The 15,920-nt window shown below is 72.0% G+C and carries 12 protein-coding genes; 2 read left to right on the top strand and 10 right to left on the bottom strand.

Going from position 1 to position 15,920, the window contains the following annotated elements; translation table 11 throughout:
* Positions 1 to 21: 21 nt before the first annotated feature.
* The 8 genes from BS83_RS07700 to BS83_RS07665 form a co-directional block, all read right to left on the bottom strand.
* Positions 22 to 903, bottom strand: coding sequence for an oxidoreductase (locus BS83_RS07700; protein WP_037602130.1), 882 nt, complete (start codon positions 901 to 903; stop codon positions 22 to 24).
* A 271-nt stretch (positions 904 to 1,174) separates the two neighbouring features.
* Entirely contained in the window at positions 1,175 to 2,365 is a 1,191-nt protein-coding gene (locus tag BS83_RS07695; protein WP_037602129.1) for a C40 family peptidase, read from the bottom strand.
* A 155-nt stretch (positions 2,366 to 2,520) separates the two neighbouring features.
* Entirely contained in the window at positions 2,521 to 3,543 is a 1,023-nt protein-coding gene (locus tag BS83_RS48240) for a hypothetical protein (protein WP_051942759.1), read from the bottom strand.
* 51 nt (positions 3,544 to 3,594) lie between these two features.
* Positions 3,595 to 5,310 carry a threonine/serine exporter family protein gene (locus BS83_RS07685; RefSeq protein WP_051942758.1) on the bottom strand — a complete coding sequence of 572 codons (1,716 nt, stop codon included), beginning with the start codon at positions 5,308 to 5,310 and terminating at the stop codon, positions 3,595 to 3,597.
* Between the two features lie 166 nt (positions 5,311 to 5,476).
* Positions 5,477 to 6,793, bottom strand: a complete 1,317-nt coding sequence (efeB, locus tag BS83_RS07680) for an iron uptake transporter deferrochelatase/peroxidase subunit (RefSeq protein ID WP_051942757.1) — start codon at positions 6,791 to 6,793, stop codon at positions 5,477 to 5,479.
* A gap of 1 nt (position 6,794) precedes the next feature.
* Positions 6,795 to 8,879, bottom strand: coding sequence for an iron uptake transporter permease EfeU (gene efeU, locus BS83_RS07675; protein ID WP_037602128.1), 2,085 nt, complete (start codon positions 8,877 to 8,879; stop codon positions 6,795 to 6,797).
* A gap of 170 nt (positions 8,880 to 9,049) precedes the next feature.
* Positions 9,050 to 9,439: a hypothetical protein gene (locus tag BS83_RS07670; protein ID WP_037602127.1), complete on the bottom strand. Its 390-nt coding sequence runs from the start codon at positions 9,437 to 9,439 to the stop codon at positions 9,050 to 9,052.
* Positions 9,440 to 9,587: 148 nt separating this feature from the next.
* Complete coding sequence (locus tag BS83_RS07665; RefSeq protein WP_037602125.1) at positions 9,588 to 9,974, bottom strand: Zn-ribbon domain-containing OB-fold protein; 387 nt, start codon at positions 9,972 to 9,974, stop codon at positions 9,588 to 9,590.
* Between the two features lie 155 nt (positions 9,975 to 10,129).
* On the opposite strand from BS83_RS07665, the gene BS83_RS07660 reads away from it, so the two are divergent.
* Complete coding sequence (locus BS83_RS07660) at positions 10,130 to 10,732, top strand: TetR/AcrR family transcriptional regulator (protein ID WP_037602123.1); 603 nt, start codon at positions 10,130 to 10,132, stop codon at positions 10,730 to 10,732.
* A gap of 91 nt (positions 10,733 to 10,823) precedes the next feature.
* Here BS83_RS07660 and trxA read toward each other — a convergent pair whose 3' ends face one another.
* Both trxA and BS83_RS07650 read right to left on the bottom strand, forming a co-directional pair.
* Positions 10,824 to 11,189 carry a thioredoxin gene (trxA, locus tag BS83_RS07655; protein ID WP_037602121.1) on the bottom strand — a complete coding sequence of 122 codons (366 nt, stop codon included), beginning with the start codon at positions 11,187 to 11,189 and terminating at the stop codon, positions 10,824 to 10,826.
* A gap of 67 nt (positions 11,190 to 11,256) precedes the next feature.
* A complete protein-coding gene (locus tag BS83_RS07650) occupies positions 11,257 to 14,193 on the bottom strand; it encodes an ATP-binding protein (protein ID WP_051942756.1) in 2,937 nt (978 codons plus the stop codon).
* Between the two features lie 440 nt (positions 14,194 to 14,633).
* Between BS83_RS07650 and BS83_RS07645 the strand changes: the two genes are divergently transcribed.
* Positions 14,634 to 15,662 carry a terpene synthase family protein gene (locus BS83_RS07645; protein WP_051942755.1) on the top strand — a complete coding sequence of 343 codons (1,029 nt, stop codon included), beginning with the start codon at positions 14,634 to 14,636 and terminating at the stop codon, positions 15,660 to 15,662.
* The last annotated feature ends 258 nt before the right edge of the window (positions 15,663 to 15,920 follow it).

The following is a 15,920-nucleotide window of genomic DNA, read 5'->3' as shown; positions in this document are numbered from 1 at the left end:
ACATGTCCACATGCCCAGCGATCAACCAGCCAGGCGGGCCAACTCGTCCTCCGACAACCGCAGTGCGGCGGCTGCGATGTTCTCCTCCAGGTGCTGCGGATTGCGGGTACCCGGGATCGCAAGGACATGAGGGCCACGCTGGAGGGTCCACGCCAGTCGGACCTGCGCGGGCGTCGCGTCGTGGGCGCGGGCGACGGCGAGGACGGCGTCGTCGTGGGCGGTGGCGGCTGCGGCCTCGCGCTGGAGGCCGGAGATGGCGTAGTACCGGACGAAGGCGATGCCTTGCTCGCCACAGCTGTCCAACAATCCGTTCTCGTCGGCACGGCGGCAGTCGAGGCTGTAGAAGTTCTGCACGCACACCACCGGCGCGATGGCCTGGGCCTCCGCCAGGTGCTCGGGCGTGACGTGGGAGATGCCGAGGTGACGGATGAGCCCGGCATCACGAAGATCGGCCAGCGCCCCGAAGTGTTCGGCGATCGAGGGCTCCAGTCCGCGCCGCAGATTGACGACGTCGAGGTGGTCACCGCCGAGTTGGCGAAGGTTCTCCTCCACCTGCCCCCGCAGCTGCTCCGGTGTCGCCCTGGCCGTCCAATCCCCCGACGGACCACGCCCGGGGCCGACCTTGGTGACGACGACCACCTGGTCGTCGTAGGGGGCCAGCGCGCGGTTGATCAGTTCGTTGGCCGACCGGAGCGGACCGAAATAGAAGGACGCCGTGTCGATGTGGTTCACGCCGAGCTCGACGGCCCGAGGCAGCAGCCCGATCGCGACATCGCGGTCGATCGGAGCGCCGTCGGAATTGCCCATCACGCCGTTGCCGGTCAGCCGCATCGCGCCGAATCCGAGCCGGTTGACTTCGCGGTCGCCGAGCTTCCAGGTGCCGGCGGCGGCAGCGTCGGGCATCGTCCCTGAGATCAATTCGCATCCCGTTCTCGTGACTGGGAATTGGGCAGACCTCGGAGTATGCGGGTGCGGATGCGGCCCCGAACAGGCTTTACCGGAAAGGGAAATGTCACGTCGCGCGGCGGAACGCGGCGCACCGCGGAACCGTTGTATCTGGTGTCAGGAGGTCGACGCACTGGGCGAGCGGGCCGGCGACGAACTCGTCGCTCCGACCATGAGCCAACGTTCGTCCCTGACAACCGCATGCCTTCGACCGCTACCGCTCCGTGCCTCAGGGGCGGGCGTAGTAGGCCGGGGTGCCCATGATCCAGAGTGAGGCGGTCTTGACGACGTCGCCGGTGCGCGGGGCCTCGATGATGGTGTCGGAGCCGATGTAGAGGGCCACGTGGTAGATGCCCTGCGGGGTGCCGTCGTGGGACCAGAAGACCAGGTCACCGGGCTGGAGCTGGCGATAGGTCACAGGGTGGGACTCGGCGTACTGGTCGGCGGCGAAGTGCGGGAGGGAGATGCCTGCGCGCTGCCAGGCGCGCATCGTGAGGCCGGAGCAGTCGTAGGTGGCCGGTCCGGCGCCGCCCCAGACGTACGGCAGGCCCAGCTGCGCACGCGCGAAGGCGATGACGTCGGAGACGTTCCCGGAGACGGGGACCGGGACCGGTGCCACGCCCGCGCTCTGCTGCTTCTGCAGCGCGGCCAGGCGGGCCGCCTGGGCCGCGAGGGCGGCGGCGCGGGCCTCGGTGAGCTGGAGGGCGGTGCGCTGCGCGTCGGCCAGGCCGGCGAGGAGTTGGGTGCGCTGGGTGTCCAGCGCGGTGACCTGGGCCTGTTGGTCGGCCAGCAGTTGCTGGGCCTGGATGCGGGCGGCCTGGACCTTCGCCGTCGCGGCGGCGGCCGCCGTGCTCGCCGCCTGGGCGGCGGCGGAGGTCCGCGCTGCGGCCGAGGCGGTCGCCGCGGCGGCGTGCAGGATGGAGCTCGCCCGTTCCGCCGCGGCGCGGGCGGCCTGGGTGGCGAGGGCGGCGTCGGCGGGGGTCTGGGCGGCGAGCAGGCCGACGAATCCGTCGAGCTGCGGCGGGCCGCCGTCCTGGTACTCCTGCACTGCCAGCCGGCCCACCTGCTCCAGGGCGGAGGCGTTGGCCTGGTCTGCGGCGGCAGCCGCGACGCGGGCGGTCGCCGCTGCGCTGTCGGCGCGTTGCTGGGCGACGACCGCGCCGTTGTAGGCCTCGACGGCGGCCTCCGCCCGCATGTTCAGCGCCTGTTCCGTGGCCTGTGCCGCCGCCAGCTGCGCGGCGACCGCGTTCACCCGCGCCTGGGCGGCCTCGGCGGCGGCCTGCGCGGAGTGGACCGCACCCGAGGAAGGGCCGGGCGGGGTGTCGGCGCGGGCGCTCGCGACAGCCTGGGGCAGGGCGAGGGCCCCCGGCAGCAGCAGAGCGGCGAGGCCGGCGACGAGGGAGGCGGTGCGGCGATTCACATCAACAAGTCTGGCCATCCGTCAGAAACTCATGCCCGATGTGCGGGCCACTCGGGTGACGGTCCGTCCGTTCCGGTGACGCACGGCACAGGCCGCGGGACGCCCTGGACTCCGTAGCCTCCACGACCTCCAGCGGCTCACGTGGTTCCCGTGGCTCAGCGCCGCTTGAGGCGGCCGGCGGCCACCGCGCGGCGGCGGCGGGCGGCGGCGCGGCGGCGGGCGGACTCGGCGGAGGCCACGCCGCGGGCGGCCGCGGAGCCGGACCGGGAGGAGGAGAGGGAGAGGGGCGTGCCGTGCTTGGCGGCCAGGCGGTTCAGGCGGGCGAGGCGGCGGACCCTGGCCTGGTCTAGCGGGGCGTAGGCGGCGTGCTCCAGGCGGGCCGTCACGCGGTGGGCCCAGCGCTCCGCGAAGAGGTGGGCGCGCGAGGGCTCGACCCCTGGTGGGGTGGGCTTGCCCGCGATCAGGTCGAAGAACCACAGCCGCGCCTGGTCGGCGCGGCGGTGCCAGCGGGCCTCGCGGCGGCGCGCGCGGGCGAACTTGCGGGGGCGGTGCGTGTAGCGCCAGCGGGCCCAGGGGCTGCGCGGGCGGGCCAGCCGGATGGCGGCGATCCAGGACAGGCCCGGCACCATGATTCCGAGCATGCCGCTCCAGAACTTGCCCTTGAGCAGGGCGACCACGGTGAAGCAGGCGTTCGTGCAGATGATCCCGATCAGGCCCCAGCGCACGGGTGCGTCCGGGGTCACCCCGAGCGGCAGATAGCCCACGAGCAGCAGTCCGGTGAAGAGGATTCCGATGATCACCGCGTCGACGGACTTGCGGCCCTGCTCGCTCCAGTAGACGTCCTCCAGGTGCAGGAGCAGGGCGAACTCGTCGAGCACCAGCCCACAGCCCATGCCGAAGAGCAGTCCGGCGGCGTCGATCCACGGGTGCGAGCCGTCCGTCGCGAACACCACGAACCCCGCGACCAGCAGGAAGAAGACCCCGAAGACCACGTGGTGGATGTGCAGCCCGCCGGGGGTGACGTTGCCCGGCCACCACTTCACCCCGCGGCGGATCATCCGCACGCTGAAGCGGATGAAGAGGAAGGAGCTGATGAAGCCGACCAGCAGCAGGAAGAGCGGCTGCTTGCCGGGGTCCTGGATGTGCTGGGTGTAGTAGTCGGGAAGGTCGCCCCACATCTCAGCGGCCCGTCATCTCGATAGCCCCGTCATCTCAGAAGCCCCGTCATCTCAGAAGCCCCGGGTGCGCTTCGCCGCGCGGCGGACGAAGTTCGGGGCGTCGCCCTGGGGGATCTTCAGGAACAGGCGGGCCATCTCCCCGCCCAGATTGACGCCGACGGCCAGCGCGAGGGCCAGCGCCGCCGCCCGGATGACCGAGAGCAGGCCGGAGATCGGCTCGTTCTGGGTGAAGGAGAGCAGACCGACGTAGATCACCGACCCCGGCAGCAGCGGGCCGAGCGCCGCCGTGACGTAGGGCAGGTAGGACGCGTACCGGTAGCGCGAGGCCATCTGGCCGAAGAGGCCGATGATCATGGCCGCGCCCGCCGTGGCCACGATGGCCGAGACGCCCGCCGTGCGCAGCACGCCGAAGACGGTCCACCCGATGCCGCCGAGCAGGGTGACGATCAACAGCACCCGGCGCGGGGACTGCAGCAGTACGGCGAAGAAGAGCGTCAGCGCCATGGCGGCCGGCAGTTGCACCAGCGGGGCCTCCTGCTGCGCGAAGGTCTGCTCCGGGTGGAGCTTCGCGCCGAAGCTGACGCCGACGTAGAGCACCAGGCTGACCCCGAGCACGATGCCGACGACGAGGTAGAGCACTTCGAGCAGGCGGGCGGCGGCGGTGATGTAGAAGCCGGTGAGGCCGTCGGCGACGGCGGCGACCAGCGCGCGGCCCGGGAGCAGCGCGTACAGGCCGCCGGTGATCACGACGGAGCCGCGCAGCCCGGTGCCGACCAGGGTGAGGGTGACGCCGAGCGCGGCGGCCGGCATGGCCGCGACGACGAACTGGTAGAACTCCGGCAGTCCGCGCGTCGAGATCAGCCAGGCCAGCCGGTCGCCGACCACCGAGGCGACGAACGCGCAGAGCAGCACGAGCCAGGCCTGGCCGTCCGCCTTTCCGCCGACGAGCAGCGTCGCCGCGCCGGCCAGGCAGCCGGTCGCCAGGGAGAGCAGCCAGGTCGGGTAGGGGTGCCGGTTGCGCCGGATCTCGGCGAGGCGGCGGTACGCCTCCTCGACGCCGGCCTGCTCGCCGGTGATGTCCGCGACCAGCCGGTACACGGCCGCCAGCCGGGTGTAGTCGGAGCCCCGGCGGCGCACGACCCTGGCCGAGGTGATCGGGGGCTCGGTCAGCGAGGGCTGGTAGGTGATCGAGATCAGGGTGAAGGTGACCTGCGGCTCGCAGCGGTCCAGGCCGAGGGCGTGCGAGACGCCGAGCATGGCCGCCTCGACGTCCTCGGCGGCCTCCCCGCTGGCGAGCAGCAGTTCGCCGATGCGCAGGGAGAGGTCGAGCACCCGGGCGATCTTCGGGGCGGGAACCTCGGCGGGGCGGTCCTCCGTCTCGGTGCGCTCGAAGGCGGGGCGCTCGGACATGGGGGTGCGCAGCAGGGTCCGCATCCGGTCCGGCCAGGGGGCGGGGCCGGGCGCGCCCTTGCGGAGCGAGACGACCGGGATGCCGGAGGTGGGGGTGTAGCCGAAGTGGGCCCAGTCGCTGTCTGGCTTCCCCTCCTCCTCGGGCTCGACAGGGGCGGCCTCCAGTGACGCGGGCGTGGTGCCGACCGGCTCGGCGTGGCCGAGGAGTCCCGGTGTGACCGTGAGCTCCTCGTCCGGCCCGACCGCCGCTTCCGCCTCCTCCGCCGCCCCCTCCGCCGCCTCCGCCGACTTCCCCGACGGTTCCTCCCGCTGGTCCGACGGCTTGTCGGGCTGTGCTGGCTGTCTGCCCTCGGGCACCTACTGCTCCCCTCACGTCTCCGCCCCCTACCTTGCCCGATCGGCAGAGGTGACGCATACCCGCTTACGTCGCTTATAGGACGAAAGCGGGTATACCTCCCCCCGGAGCCCAGGAACGCAGGGGGCCCAGGAACGCAGGGGACCGCAGAGGCGGAGGAGCAGAGGCTCAGGCGGAGAGCAGGCCGCGGCCGAGCCAGTCGGAGGCGTCCTTCACGCCGGGCAGCGCGAAGAAGTAGCCGCCGCCGGTGGGCGAGATGTAGTCGACCAGCGGCTCGTCGATCAGCCGGGTCTGCGTCGCCTCGAACTGCCGGACCACGTCCTGCTGGTAGCAGCAGAAGGCCAGGCCCATGTCGAGGTTGCCGACCGCGTCCAGGCCGCGGTCGTAGTTGAAGCCCCGGCGCAGGATGCGGCTGTCGTCGGTCTTCGCGGTGCGCGGGTTGGCCAGCCGGATGTGGGCGTCCAGCGGGATCGCGTCGCCCTGGGGGTCCTTGGCGTAGTCGGGGATGTCCGTCTCGTTGGCGCCGTCGAGCGGGGCGCCGGTGTCCTTGCGGCGGCCGAACATCTTCTCCTGCTCGGTGAGCGAGACGCGGTCCCAGAACTCCACCAGCATCCGGATGATCCGGATCACCTGGTAGCTGCCTCCGACCGCCCACGCGGGCTCGCCCGCGCCGGGCCGGACCCAGACCAGCTTGTCCATCTCGCGGCCGGAACCGGTGTCCGGGTTGGCGATGCCGTCCTTGAACCCGAGCAGGTTGCGCTGCGCGCCGGTGGGGCGCGGCGCGCTCTGGAAGCCGTCGATGCGCCACTTGACCTGCATCAGGCCGCGGGTGTGCTTGGCGATGTCGCGCATCGCGTGCAGCACGGTGTCCTGGCGGGCCGCACAGATCTGCAGGCTGAGGTCGCCGTGGCACTCGGCCGGGTCGAGGTTGTCGTTGGGGAAGGTCCGCATCGGGCCCAGCTTGGCGGGGCGCTGCTTGGCCAGCCCGTAGCGGCCGTCGAAGAGCGAGGCCCCGACGCCGACGGTCACGGTCAGGTCGTCGGCGGGGACGACCGGGCCGAGGATGCCGTTGTCGGACGGCGGCGCGCCCACGCCGAGGTCGGGCGGGGTCCCGCCGGCGGTCAGGAAGCGGATCCGGTCGGTGAGGGTGCGGAAGAGCTGCTCCAGGCCGGCCCGGTTCTCGGCGATGACGTTCATCGACAGGAAGGCGGCGAAGGCCGGGGCCGGGGTGGTGATCCCGGCCTGGTGCGCGCCCTGGAAGTCGACCGCGCCGGCGCTGATGTCCGTCGCGCCGTTCTTGCTGTCGGCGACGGCGGGCGACGCGGTCGCACCGGTCAGCGCGAGCCCGCCGCCCGCGAGCGCGGCACCGGCCGCGCCGGCGCCGAGCGCGGTCTTGACGAAGGAGCGACGGGAGGCGCCCGGGGTCGAGCTGCTGGAGCCGAAGCCGAAGGGGCAGGAGCCGGCAGGGGTCTGGTTGTCGGTCATCTCAGGCGGACTTCCGGATCTCGAGCAGGTCGGGAATGGGGGCGAGGTCTTCGAGGAGCTGGCCGAGAGCGCCGTTGAGGGCGCTCCGAAGGGTCGGGTCGAGCTGACTGACGGGCGTCCAGGCGCCGCCGCTCGGCTGGGACTGCTTGAGCAGGCCGCCGAAGCGGGCGATGTCGGCGTCGACGGTGGCGATCAGCTGCGGGCTGCGGGCGGAGATCAGCGGGCGGAGCAGGCCGAGCAGCTCCTGGGTGCCGGCCAGGTTCGCCTGGGCGGTGGCGAGGTTGGTGCCGCTGCCCTCGTCGGTGTCCCCGGTGAGCTCGAACTGGAGGGTGTTCTCCAGGATCTCGTGGGTGCGCAGCGGCAGGTCCGTCGGGTCGAAGTCCTGCGTCGGGAAGGCCTTGCGCAGGCCGGTGACGTCGGCGGCGAGCTTGTCTGCGACGGGGGCCAGGGCCTCGGGGGTCTGGCCGTGCCAGAGGCCGTACTCCAGGCGGTGGAAGCCGTGGAAGTCGGGGTCGTCGACGCCCTTGGGCAGGCCGTCGGCGCGGCCGTTGATGGCCTGGTCGAAGTCCTGGAAGGTGCCGTAGGCCGCGCCGAGCGAGGAGTACTGGACGTGGGCGGTCAGCCAGTCCTTCTTGGCCGTGGCGAGGTCGCCCGCGTGCAGGTCCGCGGCGAGCTTGGCGGTCTCCGTCTGCAGGGTGGCCAGACCGACGTCGACGTACGCCTTGTACTGGCCGAGCGGACCGGCCAGATCGTCCTCGGAGACCGGCAGCACGGCCTGGACGGCGGCTCCGCCGGAGACGGTGACGGCGGCGGAGGTGACCGCCTTGCCGCCGGTCGGCACGCAGCGCCAGGCGTACTGGCCCGCGCCGAGGGTCGCGACCAGCGCCCGGGTGGTGCCCGGGGCCAGGCCCTCGATCTCGCCGTAGACGGCGTTGGTGGCCGGGTTGATCAGGTAGACCTCGGAGGTCTGCCCGCCGGTGTTGCGCATCTGGAAGGTCTGCTGGCCGGGCCGGGGGGCGGTGAAGCCCTTGCCGCACTCGGTCGGCGAGACGGAGACGGTCGCGGCGGCGGCCTGCTTGCCGCTCGATCCGGCGATCACGGCCCCGGCGACGACGGCGGGGACGGCCACGACCGCGACGGGAACGACCCACCTGCGCCTGGCGGCAGCGGAAGCAGGGGCCGAAGCGAGGGCGTCGGCCCCGGCGTCGGCCGACTCGGCGGACTGCGCCGGCGCGGGCGCGGCGACGGGCTTCGGGGCGGCGGGCTTCGGGGCGGCGACGCGGGTGCCGCGCAGGAAGAGCGTCATCACCACGGCCAGGTAGACCACGTAGGCCACGACCTGGAGCCAGGTCATCTGCGTGGTGAGGTTGAGGACGCCCTGGACCAGGGTCGCGTACCAGGAGTTCGCGTCGACGCTGCCGCCGAGGTCGACGGCGAAGCTGCCCGCGCCGGGCAGGACGCCGCCTTCCTGGAGGTCGCGCAGGCCGTAGGCGAGGACGCCCGCCGCTATGATCACCAGGCCGGCGCCGGTGTAGGTGAAGAACTTCGTCAGGTTGATCTTCAGGACCCTGCGGTACAGGCCCCAGCACAGCGCCGTCGCCAGGACCAGGCCGATCGCCGCACCGACCATCGGGCCGGTGCTCTCGCCCGCCGTCTGGGCGGTGGTCCAGATGAAGAGCGCCGTCTCCAGACCCTCGCGGCCGACCGCGAGGAAGCTGGTGACCACCAGCATGCCCGCGCCCATGGCCAGGGCCGCGGTCACCTTCTCCTTGATCTCGCCGGAGAGGGTGCGGGCGTTCCTGCGCATCCAGAAGACCATCGCGGTCACGAAGGCCACCGCGATGATGCTCAGGCAGCCGCCGAAGGCCTCCTGCGCCTTGGCCGACAGGTTGGCCGAGGTGAAGGTGAGCACGGCGCCGAAGCTGAGGGAGAGTCCCAGCGCGGCGAGGACGCCCGTCCAGACCTGGGGCAGACGGGCCTTCTCCCCTGCGCGCACGAGGGTCGCGACGAGGATGGAGACGACCAGTCCGGCCTCCAGCCCCTCACGCAATCCGATCAAGAAGCTGGGAAACGCGTCGTCCCACATCAGAAGGACCCCTCCCCGGACACCCGGTTCGACCAGTACGGCGGCAGCAGCCGACCGAGCGAGCACTGCGCTCGCCGGTTAGCTTAGGCATACCTTACTAGCGGTTCAAGACCGCCCCGGAATGGGGGTGCGGCTGCAGGAAGGGGAACTCCCGATGCGGGCGGGACGGCTCAGCGCACGCGCACGGTGACCGGCCCGCTCACCCGGTCCACGACGACGTGGCCGTGGCTTCCCACGCCGAGGAGTTCGGCGCGGAAGGTGACGACGCCGGCGTGCCCCGCCCGGACCGACAGCGACAGGGCGCCCTCACGGCCGCAGCCCGCCAGGAACCAGGCGCCGCGCCCCACCCGCTCCTCCACGCAGAGCCGCATCGGCACCCCGCCGAGGTCGTCGGACGTGCCGGTCGCGGTGAGGTGGATCTGGCGCCCGAGGGCGACGTGCGACGCGGCGACGCGCAGGGAGATCGAGGACTTGGCGAAGGCCGGCGTGGCGACTCCGGTCGCGACGCACGCGGCCAGGAGCGCGGTGGCGAGTAGCGAAGTGGCACGACGTGCGGACATGACGATCCCTCGATCCGTCACGGGCTCGGTGTGGCCGAGCGCGGTGAGTGCAGGCCCGGTGCTGCTGTGGCGCGTCTCGAAGGACGTAGTCAGCGTGCAGAGGGTTGCAGATCGCAGGTCGGGTCTTCAACCAGCCGATCGGCGGGGGTCAGGCGGCCACCGGACGGAAGACGGGGCGCAGCGAACCGTCGCAGGTCTCGGCGACCTCGAGCCGCACGGGGGCGCCCTGCCAGATCCGGTGCGCGGGGGTCGGCGCGAGCTGGGCGCGCATCCGGAAGCCCTCGTCCAGCTCGACGACGGCGGTGCACTCCTGCCGGTCCGGCGCGAGGGCGGCGCGAGGGAGGGCGTGGATCTTCCCCTGTCCGCTGCTGAGCTCCCAGACGAAGTCGGAGCCGCCGCAGGTGGCGCAGAGCAGGCTGACGCTCGCGAAGCGGGTGGAGCACCACTGGCAGCGCTGGTAGCGCAGCTCGCCGTGGGCGAGGCCCTCCCGGTAGATCTCGGCCGGATCGGCGCTGGGCGGCGTGGCGATCGTCATCAGTTGCCTCCTCCAACCTTCACGAACGATCGTTAAGTTAGAGTCGAATCCCGACGCTGTCCAGTAGGGCTGCGGCGGGAATTCTGCGTAGAATCGCCGAACGATCGCTCAGTTCGACTCGACGCGTGCGACTCGACCAGAGAAGGACAGGCTTGATGCGCCCTGCCGGCCAGACCGCGCTGCTCGAAGCCGCCCGGCAGGAGTTCGCCGAGCGGGGGTTCGGCAGCGCCTCGATCCGGAACATCGCCGCGCGGGCGGGCATGAGCCTTTCGGCGATGTACCACTACTACTCCGGCAAGCAGGAACTGCTGCACGCGCTGCTGGACGAGGGCATGGACCGGTACACGGCCGCGGTCGCGGAGGAGCTGGGACGCGTGGGCGACTCGCCGTCCGACCGGCTCAGCGCGGTGGTCGCAGCGACGACGCGCTTCCGCGGCGAACACGCGATGCGCAGCAACATCCTGCTGCTGGAGGAGCGGAGCCTGGACCCCGACCGGCTGGAGCGCTACAGCCGTCGGCAGGCGGAGGCGACGAACTACTTCCGCGACCCGATCGACGCGGGCGTCGCCTCCGGCGACTTCCACACCCCGTTCCCCGACGAGGCCCGTCGCGGGGTCATCGCGATGTGCAACGCGGTCTCCCAGTGGTACCGCGCGGACGGGCAGCTCTCCCTGGACGCGCTGATAGACCGGCACGTGGAACTGGCCCTGACGCTGGTGGAGTACCGGCCGCAGCGGAACTGGTCGGCACGGGGTTAGCGGCAACGTCTCAGGGGCGCGAGGAACTGCCTGATCAAGCAGTCCTCGCGCCCCTGAGGGAGTGCGGCTGGGCGAGTGCGACTGACCTGTGTCAGCCCTCCTGCTGCTCGGCGACCTTCGCGCGGACCTCGTCCATGTCTACCGCGCGGGACTGCTTGATCACTTCCTCCAGTGCCGGCGCGGGCAGCGCGCCGGGCTGGGCGAAGATGACCGTGCGGTCGCGGATGACCATCAGGGTCGGGATCGAGCGGATGTCGAAGGCCGCGGCCAGCTCCTGCTGGGCCTCGGTGTCGACCTTGGCGAAGACCAGGTCGTCATGCTGCTCGGAGGCCTTGTCGTAGACAGGCGCGAACATCCGGCACGGGCCGCACCAGGACGCCCAGAAGTCGATCAGTACGAAGTCGTTCTTCTCCACGACCTCGTTGAAGTTGTCCTTGGTCAGCTCGACGGTGGCCATGACCTGCTACCTGCCTTCCGGCTGCGTCGTTCGCGGCCTGTGCACCACAACGGGGATCGCAACCACCCTATTCCGGACCCGCCGGCTCGCCACCCTGCAGACCGGGGTCGTTCCGCAGGGTCTCCGCGAGGCCCTGCGGGTTGGTGCCCAGCGTGCGGTAGACCGCGGCCAGCAGCTCGGAGACCCGCAGCGGGGTGACCGAGAGCGACTCGGCCACGGCGTTGAGGTCCCGGCCCTCGGCCGTCAGCTGCGCGGCGAGCAGCTGGTGGTTGGTGAGATCGCGGGAGGGCAGCGGACGGAGGCGGTGCGGGTTGACGCCGGCGGCCTGCAGCTCGCGGCGGGCGCGGTCGGCCAGGCCGGTCGCGCCGCAGTCGCGGGCGATGTCGAGGCCCTGCTCCAGCACGCCCACCGCCTCGCGGAGCCGACCGTCGCGGCGGAGCGCGGCGCCGTAGTCGACCAGCGCCATCGCGTACTGGTACGCCGCGGGCGACTGCCCCAGCGCGTCGACCGCGTCGCGCAGCAGACCGAGCTCCTTGCCGGGCTCCGCGACGCGGGCGCAGTAGCGCAGGGCCATGCCCTCCCCGGAGTTCGTGCCGGCCCGGGTGGCGCGCTTGTAGGCCTCGGCGGCCAGCGAACGGGCCCGCCCCGGGTCGGTGTCCGCCACCGCGAGGGCGAGGTGGCTGAGCCAGGGCGACCAGACCGTGTTCTGCCAGCCGCGCGCGTCCAGCTCCTCGCCGGCCTGCTCCAGCGCGGTCGCCGCCTCCTTCTTGCGGCCCTGGGCCAGCAGCAGCCGGCCGTGGAGCGCGGGCGCGTCGGGCAGCACCGCGGCGGGCGGGTAGAGGCCGGGGCGGAAGTCGTAGTCCTCGGCGAGCCTGACCGCATCCTTGGTCCGGCCCTGGGCCAGCAGGGTGTCGCACAGCACCGCGACCAGGTCCCACTGCAGCGGCGAGCCCTTGCCCAGCCGGTCGGACTTGCGCAGCGTCGGCCTGAGGTACTTCTCGGCGTCGACCAGCTTGCCCATCCGGAACAGCACCAGTGCCTGGAGGTAGACGGCGAAGCCCAGGTGGCCGCCGCTCCAGCCCATCAGCTCGAACTCGCGGGCCGCGTCGGCGAAGAGGTCGCGGGCGCGGTCGAGGCGGTCGTTGTAGATGTAGGTGACGCCGAGCATGACCGGGATCTCGAAGCCCCAGGTCTTGTTGGTCCAGCCGAGGCCCTCCGCGGGGAGGCCCGCCTCCAGGCCGCGGTCGGCCAGCGCGAGCGCCTCCACGGAGTTCTCTCCGCGCATGGTCAGGTCCCAGGCGCGCAGCACCTGGACCGCGCGGGACTCGGGGTCCCTGCCGAGACGGTGCTGCGCCGCCAGCAGCTCCAGCTGGCGGGAGGTCTCCCTGCCGCCCACCTCGTTGCGCAGCAGCATCCGCCACATGAAGGAGCCGGCCTGCAGCCTGGTCCGCCCCGGCCCCTCTGCCATCCGCTCGATCTCGGCCCCGGTCACCTCGACGGCTTCCTGCACCCGGTTGGTGTGGGTGAGCGCCTGGCCCAGGCGCATCGTGGCCGTCTCCCTGCGCACCGGGTCGAGCCCCGGCACCTCGGCGAGGGCCAGCCTGAGCTGGTTGACGGTGCAGTCCGGGTCGATCAGCAGCGCGGCGCCGGCCAGTTCGAAGCGGATGTCGGCGATGTCGTCCTCGCCCGGCGGCTCCTGCAGCGCACGCTCCAGGCAGCGCCTGGCGGCCTCGGGCGCGCCCATCGCCAGGTGCTCGTGGGCGGCCTGCCGCAGCTGCTCGACGACGAGCTGGTTGTCCTCGGGGTGCAGCTGGATCAGGTGGCGCGAGGCGGCGGCCATGCCGCCCTTGCCGGAGGCGAGCACCTCGTCGGCGGCCTTGCTGTGGATGCTGGTCCGCATCGCCGGGAACTTGATCGACTGGTACACGGCGGTGGCGATGGTCGGGTGGGTGAAGGTGAACTCGCGGCCGTTCCTGGTGAAGATCTGGTCGCCGATGAGCTTGTCGACGGCGGTCTCGGCCTGGTTCAGCGGCAGCCCGGCGACCCGGGAGATCAGCTCCAGGTCGAAGGGCGTGTCGAGGACCGCGGCGGCGAACGCCGTCCGCTGCACGTCCGTGCCGAAGCGCTCCAGGCGGCGGCCGATCTCCTGGCCGCTGCTGAGCGCGACGAGACTGCGCAGTTGCTCGCTGTTCTCGTCGATCGCCTCGATCTTCTGCTCGACCAGACGCTCGATCAGGCTGCTGACCGCGAGGGGGTTCCCGTCGGTGATCGACCAGCAGGTGCGGCAGAACATGTCGTCGGCGTCCTCGCCGAGCCGCGAGCGGACCATGGCGTCGACGGCGGCGGGGCTGAGCTTGGCCAGTTCGATCACCTGGCCGCGCCCACCCAGTTCGCGGACCTCGTGCCGCAGGCCCGCCTCGACGGACTCCGGCAGCGACTCGGCGCGGTAGGAGAGCGCGGCGAGCAGCGGGAGCGGGGAGATCTGACCCAGGTAGCCGGTCAGCCAGGCCAGCGACTCCTGGTCGGCCCAGTGCAGGTCGTCGACGACGAGCACGACCGGGCCACGGTTGACGGAGAGCTGGGTGACGACCAGGCTCAGCGCCTCCTGGACACCGAGCGGGTCGGCCTGCCGGGTCGGGTCCGGCGGGACCAGTCCGAGGGCGGGCGCGGCTATGTCGTACCAGCCGATGAAGAGTTCACGACGCTCGGTATCGGACATCTTGGCCAAGGCCGGCTGCAGCAGCTGCCGCGCGACGTGGAAGGCCGCGCCCGACTGCTGCTCACCGGCGCGGGCGTAGAGGAGCAGTTGGCCGTCGGGGTCGGAGTTGGCGGCGTTGCGCAGCCGGTTGATCAGGCTGGTCTTGCCGATGCCCGCGCGCCCCCGGTAGAGCAGCAGCCCGCCGGGGCTGGTGTCGCCCGCTGCCGCGTCCGCGCGCAGCCGGCGCAGAGCGCGCTCGCCCAACCCGATCGATTCCTCGCGCTCGTAGAGCTGACGCTCGTCCACGGCTCGCTCCGCTCCTGCCGGTTCTTCGCTTCTCCGTTTCGAGATTAGCCAGCGCAGACGGGGTGCGGGGGCCCATCGGCGGATCCGGGCGGATCGGCCGCGGCGGGGATCGCTGTTCCGCGCCGGGGGCCGATGCGGGCGGGGGCGCAGGTGGGAGCGTTGCGGGGGCGCACAGGGAGCGAGACCGACCACTTTCGCCAACTCTCGTTGATAATTGAGCATATGGCCGACTGATCTCTCATCAGGAATGATCGGTTCAGGTAGCGTCGGTCCTCGATCGCGAGGGTCGCGGTTCACAGAGTTCGGCTCGCTGGGGGGGACCACGAGCCCGCATCACCTGGGCATCGCCGCACCAGGGCGGAGCTGCGCCAGGGCACTGCTGCATCAAGGCACTGCCGTATCAAGGCACTGCCGCATCAAGGCAGAGGAGGACGAGCCTCGTGAACGCACGGTACACAGGCGACCCCATAGTCGTCCCCGGCCGCGTGCGGGTGAACCCGCTGCGCGACGCGGCCGCCGCCCACAACCTCGACTGGCTGCGCGCGCACGGCATGCTGCGCGACGCGAGCGCGCAACGCCACTACGACCGCTGGGCGATCGCCCAGCTGGCCGCGACGAGCTTCCCCGAGGCCGGCCTGGCCGACCTCAACCTCGCGGTCGACCAGTGCTCCTTCTACTTCCTCTTCGACGACCAGTTCGACGGTGATCTCGGCCTGGACCCCGCCGAGGTGGCCCGGGTCTGCGCGCCCCTGATCACCATCCTGCACACCGGCCGGCCGCCGGAGCGCCCCTCCCCGGTCGAGTCGGCCTTCGCCGACCTGTGGCGGCGGGGCAGCCAGGGCATGTCGGCCCGCTGGCGGGCAAGGGCCGCCTACCACTGGGAGGGCTACTTCTCGGCCCACCCGAGCGAGGCGCTGGGCCGGGCCACCCATCACGCCGAGGACTACCCCAGCAGGGCGGCCTATCTGGTGCTGCGCCGCGGCGCGTCGGGCGTCGACACCGTGCTGGACCTGGCGGAACGCTTCCTGAGCGGGCACGGCCTCGGCGAGGTGCCGGCGTCGGCCTTCCACAACCCGCAGCTCACCCTGATGCGCCGGCTCGCCGGTGACGCGCCCGCGGTCAACAACGACGTGTACTCCTACCCGAAGGAGGTGCCGCGCGGCGACGTCTACAACCTGTCGGTGATCGTGCAGCACGAGCGGCAGTGCTCGCTGGCGGAGGCCTTCGCGCTGGTGCGCGCGGAGGCGCAGTGGATGGTGGACGAGTTCTTCCGGCTGGCCGAGGAGCTGCCGGAGATCTGCGTCGCGCTGGGGCTGAGCGTCAACGAGACCGCAGCGGTGGCCCGTTACACGGACGCCATGGGCGACTGGATGCGCGGCTACTTCGCCTGGGAGGCGAGCACCGAACGCTACCGCCCCGAGGGCGCGCTTCCGGTGGACCGGCCGAACTACCTCGAAGAGCTGCTGTAGCCCGGTAAAGGGCCGCGAGGCTCTGCTCGATTCACCGCGTGCGCGAGAAGCCACCTCCATGCGGATGGCCCCGTTCGGTGAGGACCAGCCGCCTGCGGGTGGCTTCCCGCGCGCCCGGATAGTGCAACACGGCTCTGGATGCAACACGTTTGATGTTGTGTCAGACCGGACTGCTAGCCTCCCGCGCATGTCCGTCTCGCGCCACCCGGCGTTATCCAAGGAAGAACCCTCCGCTCCCCCTCCCCCAGCCGCGTCGGA

It is taken from the genome of Streptacidiphilus rugosus AM-16 (assembly GCF_000744655.1).
Classification (GTDB): domain Bacteria; phylum Actinomycetota; class Actinomycetes; order Streptomycetales; family Streptomycetaceae; genus Streptacidiphilus; species Streptacidiphilus rugosus.
This window is presented reverse-complemented; position numbering and strand designations above follow the sequence as displayed.

Bases quoted from the DNA above. Each gene is read 5' to 3' on its own strand.
- BS83_RS07700 (WP_037602130.1), bottom strand. From the start codon at position 903: ATGCCCGACGCTGCCGCCGCCGGCACCTGGAAGCTCGGCGACCGCGAA.
- BS83_RS48240 (WP_051942759.1), bottom strand. From the start codon at position 3,543: ATGTGGGGCGACCTTCCCGACTACTACACCCAGCACATCCAGGACCCC.
- efeB (WP_051942757.1), bottom strand. From the start codon at position 6,793: ATGACCGACAACCAGACCCCTGCCGGCTCCTGCCCCTTCGGCTTCGGC.
- efeU (WP_037602128.1), bottom strand. From the start codon at position 8,879: ATGTGGGACGACGCGTTTCCCAGCTTCTTGATCGGATTGCGTGAGGGG.
- BS83_RS07670 (WP_037602127.1), bottom strand. From the start codon at position 9,439: ATGTCCGCACGTCGTGCCACTTCGCTACTCGCCACCGCGCTCCTGGCC.
- BS83_RS07665 (WP_037602125.1), bottom strand. From the start codon at position 9,974: ATGACGATCGCCACGCCGCCCAGCGCCGATCCGGCCGAGATCTACCGG.
- BS83_RS07660 (WP_037602123.1), top strand. From the start codon at position 10,130: ATGCGCCCTGCCGGCCAGACCGCGCTGCTCGAAGCCGCCCGGCAGGAG.
- trxA (WP_037602121.1), bottom strand. From the start codon at position 11,189: ATGGCCACCGTCGAGCTGACCAAGGACAACTTCAACGAGGTCGTGGAG.